We start from the raw sequence: 6,037 nt of genomic DNA, 5'->3' as shown, positions 1-6,037 counted from the left end.
GCGGGCCGGCGCGGCCGGCGGGCCACGCGGACCGGCCGGGGCACGCGCCGGGCCGCGGCACACGAGGAGTGGACGTCATGCCGGTCGCTGTGATCACGGGTGGTTCGAAGGGGCTCGGGCGTGCGCTCGCGGCGGGCCTGGCCGAACGGGGCTGGGACCTGGTGCTGGGAGCGCGCACCGCGCCCGTACTGGAGGAGTCGGCCGCGGCGGCGCGCGCGTACGGGACGCGGGTGGCCGCCGTCCCGGGGGACGTGCGGGAGGCGGCCCACCGGCGGGAGCTGGTGGCGGCGGCGGGCCGCTTCGGCGGCCTCGACCTGCTGGTGAGCAACGCCAGCGCGCTGGGCGCGGAGCCGCTCGTGCCGCTGGCCCGGCTCCCGATCGAGGGGCTGCGCGCGGCCCTGGAGACGAACGTGGTGGCCGCGCTCGGCCTCGTGCAGGAGGCACTGCCGCTGCTGCGGGCGAGCGGGCGGGGCTCGGTGGTGGCGGTCAGCTCGGACGCGGCGGCCGAGGCGTACGGGACCTGGGGCGGCTACGGGGCGTCGAAGGCCGCGCTGGACCAGCTGGCGGCGGTGCTCGCGGTGGAGGAGCCGGACGTGCGGGTGTGGTCGCTGGATCCCGGGGACATGGCGACGGACCTGTACGCGGCGGCGGTGCCCGGCGACACGGACGCCCGGCCGGACCCGGTGACCGTGGTGCCGGGGTTCCTGGCACTGGTGGAGGGGCGTCCGGCGAGCGGGCGCTACACCGCCCAGGCCCTGGCGGCCGCCCGGTGAACGGGACCGCGCTGGAGGCGCTGAGCGTGCCGGACGAGCTCTCCGCACGGGTGCCCGCCGAGCAGCGGGGGCGCGGACGGGACGACGTGCGGCTGCTGCTCACGCGCGGTCGCCGGGTGTCGCACCACGCGTTCGGCGACCTGCCGGACCTGCTGCGCGCCGGGGACGTGCTGGTCGTCAACACGTCGCGGACCCTGCCCGCCGCCGTCCGCGGCATGCTCGGCGCCGGGGCGGGCGGCGAGGCCGTGGTGGTGCACTTCTCCACGCGCGGCGACGACGGGCGCTGGGCGGTGGAGCTGCGGGTCCCGGAGGCGGGCGGCGGGGCGAGCCGACCGCGTCCCGGCGGGCCGTCGGGCCTGCTCGTACGGCTGCCGGGCGGGGCGCGGCTGACGCTGGAGGAACCGCTGGACGCGGCGGGCGCCCGGCTGTGGTGGGCGCGGGTCCGCTTCGACGAGGGAGCGCGGCCGGGGCCGGCGGTCGAGCCGCGGCAGGCGGACGTGACCGCGCTGCTGGCGCGGCACGGGCGGCCGATCCGCTACGGCTACACGGAGCGCGACCAGGAGCTGGCGGCGTACCAGACCGTCTTCGCGCTGCCCGAGCCGGACGGGTCGGGGTCGGCGGAGATGCCGAGTGCGGGCCGGCCCTTCACCGCTCGGACCGTGGCCGCGCTGGTGCGGCGCGGGGTGCTGTTCGCGCCGCTGACCCTGCACACCGGGGTCGCCTCGGCCGAGGCGCACGAGCCGCCCTACCCGGAGCGCTTCCGCGTGCCGGGCACGACGGCGCGCCTGGTGAACGCGGCGCGGGCCGCCGGGGGCGCCGTCGTGGCCGTGGGGACCACGGCGGTGCGGGCCCTGGAGTCGGCGGCGGACGGCGACGGCGCGGTGCGGGCGGCGGCCGGATGGACGGACCTGGTGGTCACGCCCCGGCGGGGCGTGCGGGCGGTGGACGGGCTGCTGACCGGGCTGCACGAGCCGCGGGCGTCCCACCTGCTGATGCTGGAGGCGGTCGCCGGCCGGGAGGCCCTGGCCGGCAGCTACGCCGAGGCCCTCCACCAGCGGTACCTGTGGCACGAGTTCGGCGACGTCCACCTGCTCCTGAGGTAGCGGAAAACCACTCACCCTGTGCGTTGCTTGTGCAACCTCGGGTGAGTTCGGGAGGGGCTCCATGTGAGGCCGGGCATAGGACGCACGTCACTTACGAAGGGGATTAGTCGACAAATCTACCCCGTATAAATGGAGGTCGAGCGGGTCAAGGGGGGCGATTCGGACACCCCTTTATGCCCTCCTCACGACTATCCGGGGTCGTACGTCACACCTTTGCCTTGGGATTTTGCGGGCGCTAACAATTGCCGACGTCGCCGCCGAGCAGGCAGTGGCCTACCGGCCTTCGCGACTCCCCGATCCCGAAGAGGTACGTCTCTATGTCCGCGTCACGCACCCCTGCCATCCGACTCAACCTGTCCCGCAAGGTCACGATCGCCGCCACCATGGGTGCGATCGGGGCCGGGTCCCTGGCATTCGCCGTGGCCCCGGGTCACCAGTCGGCAGCTGCTGCGTCTCCGGCCCACACCACCGTGGCCTCGGCCCCGGTCGCGTGGACCGGCAGCGAGCAGGCAACGGCCCTGCACGCGAGCATCGCCAAGCAGCAGATAACCCCCCAGAGCGCCGTCAAGGCCCAGGCCGCAGCCTTCACGAAGGCCGCGAACAAGGCCTCCGACGACAAGGCCGCGAAGGCTGCCAAGGCCGCCAAGGCGCACGCCGCCGCGGAGGCCAAGGCCAAGGCGGCCAAGGCCGTCAAGGCCGCCAAGGCCCAGGCCGCCGCCAAGAAGGCGGCCAAGGCCAAGGCCGCCGGCGTGCACCACGCGCCGGTCTACGCCAACAACCTGAACGGCTGGATCCACGAGTCCCTGGCCATCATGAAGAAGCACCACATCCCGGGCTCGTACAACGGCATCTACCGCAACGTGATGCGCGAGTCCTCGGGCAACCCGAAGGCGATCAACCTCTGGGACATCAACGCCCAGAAGGGGATCCCGTCCAAGGGCCTGCTCCAGGTGATCCCGCCGACGTTCGCGACCTACCACGTCGCCGGAACGCCGAACAACATCTACGACCCCGTCTCCAACATCGTGGCCGCGTGCAACTACGCCGCGGACAAGTACGGCTCGATGGACAACGTCGACAGCGCCTACTGAGCCGGACCACCACGGTCCCGACGCGCGCCGGCGCCCCGCGAGGGGCGCCCGGGAGCGCGGCAGTACGCGAGCACCACGCCCGGAGGGCGGCACCCCGTATGCAGGGGTGCCGCCCTCCGGGCGTCGCCGCGAGCGCCGAAGGTCCCGCCGGCCGGCGTCGGGACCTTCGGCGGGTGCCGCTACTTCCGCATGACCTCCGGCTCGTGCCGGCGCAGCAGGCGCGCCACCACGAACACGCAGACCGCGGCGAACAGCAGCTGGATGCCGACGTCCGTCACCCACTGCGAAGCCTCGTGCGCCCACAGCGGGTCGAGGTTCGTCGGGTCGTCCTTGTCGAAGGGCGGCATCAGGTGCGAGAGGTCCAGCGTGGTGCCCGCGGCGGCGACGCCCCAGCGCGCCGGCATCAGCCAGGCGAACTGCTCCAGGCCCGGAGTGCCGAACACCTTGAAGAGGATGCCGGTGAAGACCACCTGCACGATGGCGAACATCACCAGCAGGGGCATCGTCTTCTCGGACGTCTTCACCAGCGACGAGATGACCAGGCCCACCATCATCGAGGTCAGCCCGAGCGCGATGATCGCGAGGCAGATCTCGACGGCGGGCGGCATGAACAGGCCCTCCGTCGGCATCGGCCGGGTGGAGAAGCCGATGCCGCAGATGATGCCGCCCTGGACGGCCGTGATCAGGCCGAGGATGACCACCTTCGACATCAGGTACGCGGAGCGGGAGAGGCCGGTGGCCCGTTCCCGCTCGTAGATGACCCGCTCCTTGATCAGTTCACGCACCGAGTTGGCGGCGCCGGAGAAGCACATGCCGACGGCCAGGATCAGCGTGATCGTGCCCGCGCCGCTGTTGAACGCGTGGCGCGCGTCCGGCTTGCCGAGCCCGAACTCGGCGGGGATGACGAGGCTCACTATGCCGAGCACCGCGGGCAGGATGAGCATCAGCGCGATGAACCCGCGGTCCGAGGCGATCACCGACACGTAGCGCCGCATCAGCGTCAGCAGCTGGGCGCCCCAGCTCTGCGGCTTCGGCGGCCTGGCCTGCCGCACCGACGCCATGCTCACCGCCTGCGGGGCCACGGAGTCGAGGTCGGCCGCGTACAGCTGGTAGTGCTGCGAGCCGCGCCACCGGCCGGCCCAGTCGTAGTCCCGGTAGTTCTCGAACGCGGAGAACACGTCGGCCCACGTGGAGTAGCCGAAGAAGTTCAGCGCCTCCTCCGGCGGGCCGAAGTAGGCGACAGCGCCGCCGGGCGCCATGACCAGCAGCTTGTCGCACAGGGCGAGTTCCGCGACGGAGTGCGTCACGACGAGGACGGTGCGGCCGTCGTCGGCGAGCGAGCGCAGCAACTGCATGACGTCGCGGTCCATGCCCGGGTCGAGGCCGGACGTCGGCTCGTCCAGGAAGATCAGGGACGGCTTGGTCAGCAGCTCAAGGGCGACCGAGACGCGCTTGCGCTGCCCGCCCGACAGGGAGCTGACCTTCTTCTCCTTGTGCGTGTCGAGCTTGAGCTCGCGCAGCACCTCGCCGATGCGGGAGGCGCGCTCGGCCTCGGCGGTGTCGCCGGGGAAGCGCAGCTTGGCCGCGTACTTGAGGGCCTTCTGGACGGTCAGTTCCTTGTGCAGGATGTCGTCCTGCGGGACCAGGCCGATGCGCTGGCGCAGCTCGGCGAACTGCTTGTACAGGTTCCTGTTGTCGTACAGGACGTCGCCGCGGTCGGCCGGGCGGTAGCCCGTGAGCGCCTTGAGCAGCGTCGACTTGCCGGAGCCGGACGGGCCGATCACACCGACGAGCGACTTCTCCGGCACGCCGAAGGACACGTCCTTGAGGATCTCCTTGCCGCCGTCCACGGTCACCGTCAGGTGGCGGGCCGAGAACGAGACCTCGCCGGTGTCGACGAACTCCTCGAGGTGGTCGCCGACGAGCCGGAACGTGGAGTGCCCGACGCCGACGATGTCGCCCTGCCCGAGCACGACGGTGCCCGACTTGGCGATCCGCTCACCGTTGACGAAGGTGCCGTTGTGCGAGCCGAGGTCGTGGATCTCGGAGCGGCCGTCGGGCGAGGCGGTGAACTCGGCGTGCAGCCGCGACACCTGGAGGTCGGAGACGACCAGCTCGTTCTCCAGGGCGCGGCCGATGCGCATCACCCGGCCGAGGGCGACCTGGTGGAACGTGGTCGGGCTGCGGTCGTTGTGCACGGGGGCCGCGCCCTGCCGGGCGGGCCCCTGGCCCGAGTTGCCGCCCCGGCCCTGGCCCTGGCCGGGGACGCCGGGCTGCGGGTCACTCCCCCGAGGGGCCTGCGACGGGTCCCCCGGATACGCCTGCGGGGCGGCCTGTTGCGGCTGCTGGGCGGGGTGTTGCGGCGGGGACCAGGCCTGCGGCTGCTGGGCCGGCGGCGCCGCGTACCCCTGCGGGGGCTGCGCCTGCGCCTGCTGCTGGGCGGGCATCTGCGCCTGCTGCGGCGGCTGTTGCGCCGCGGGTTGCTGCGCGGCGGAGACGTGCTGCGCCGCCGCGCTCAGGCTCAGCAGCGGCCCGTCGGTGGCGTTGCCCAGGTGCACGGCCGACCCCGGTCCGAGTTCGAGCTGCTGGACGCGCTGCCCCCGCGCGTACGTGCCGTTGGTGCTTCCATGGTCCTCGATGGCCCAACCCCGCCCGTTCCAGGCGATGGTGGCGTGCCGCCAGGAGACCCTGGCGTCGTCGACGACCAGGTCGCCCTGCGGGTCCCTGCCGAGGGTGTAGGACCGGGACGGGTCGAGTGTCCAGGTTCTGCCGTTCAGTTCAAGTACGAGTTCCGGCACTCCATGCCCCATGTGTTTCCCCCGAGGTACCCCAGTCGACGGAGCCTGGGGACGATGACTTCGGGGGAACTATTCCAGGCCGGGGCGCGTGGCGGAAAGTCGGGTGCGCCCACTGCCGTACGACTGCCGTAGGACGGGGACGCGATCGGCACGGTTCGCGGACGAAACCCGGACAGAAGCCGGACGGAGCGCGGACGGATCGCGGACGTGCCGCGGCCGCGGGCCGGCAGGGCGCGGACGCGGCGCCGGGCCTGCAGGCACCCGCGGCGCGG

4 protein-coding genes are annotated in these 6,037 nt (G+C 73.1%); 3 read left to right on the top strand and 1 reads right to left on the bottom strand.

The annotated features are described in order from the left end of the window. Positions 1–77 precede the first annotated feature (77 nt). The 3 genes from L1885_RS21760 (at position 78) to L1885_RS21750 (ending at position 2,967) form a co-directional block, all read left to right on the top strand. Positions 78–773 (top strand): SDR family NAD(P)-dependent oxidoreductase, encoded by a 696-nt coding sequence (locus tag L1885_RS21760; protein ID WP_235798850.1) that lies wholly within the window; start codon positions 78–80, stop codon positions 771–773. Then, positions 770–1,876 (top strand): S-adenosylmethionine:tRNA ribosyltransferase-isomerase, encoded by a 1,107-nt coding sequence (locus L1885_RS21755; RefSeq protein WP_235798849.1) that lies wholly within the window; start codon positions 770–772, stop codon positions 1,874–1,876. The genes L1885_RS21760 and L1885_RS21755 overlap by 4 nt, the downstream gene beginning before the upstream one ends. Positions 1,877–2,193: 317 nt before the next feature. Then, positions 2,194–2,967 carry a transglycosylase SLT domain-containing protein gene (locus L1885_RS21750; RefSeq protein ID WP_235798848.1) on the top strand — a complete coding sequence of 258 codons (774 nt, stop codon included), beginning with the start codon at positions 2,194–2,196 and terminating at the stop codon, positions 2,965–2,967. Between the two features lie 179 nt (positions 2,968–3,146). On the opposite strand, the gene L1885_RS21745 is transcribed toward L1885_RS21750, so the two are convergent. Then, the gene (locus L1885_RS21745; protein WP_235798847.1) at positions 3,147–5,777 is read right to left on the bottom strand and encodes an ABC transporter ATP-binding protein/permease; all 2,631 of its coding nucleotides are present in this window, start codon (positions 5,775–5,777) and stop codon (positions 3,147–3,149) included. Between the last annotated feature and the right edge of the window lie 260 nt (positions 5,778–6,037).

Origin of the sequence: Streptomyces fuscigenes (genome assembly GCF_021556455.1) — a bacterium.
Lineage (GTDB): Bacteria > Actinomycetota > Actinomycetes > Streptomycetales > Streptomycetaceae > Streptomyces > Streptomyces fuscigenes.
Note: the sequence above shows the minus strand (reverse complement) of the source record. Positions and strands in the feature narration are given on the sequence as shown.

Coding starts and splice junctions, on each gene's coding strand:
- L1885_RS21760 (WP_235798850.1), top strand. CDS start 78: ATGCCGGTCGCTGTGATCACGGGTGGTTCGAAGGGGCTCGGGCGTGCG.
- L1885_RS21750 (WP_235798848.1), top strand. CDS start 2,194: ATGTCCGCGTCACGCACCCCTGCCATCCGACTCAACCTGTCCCGCAAG.
- L1885_RS21745 (WP_235798847.1), bottom strand. CDS start 5,777: ATGGGGCATGGAGTGCCGGAACTCGTACTTGAACTGAACGGCAGAACC.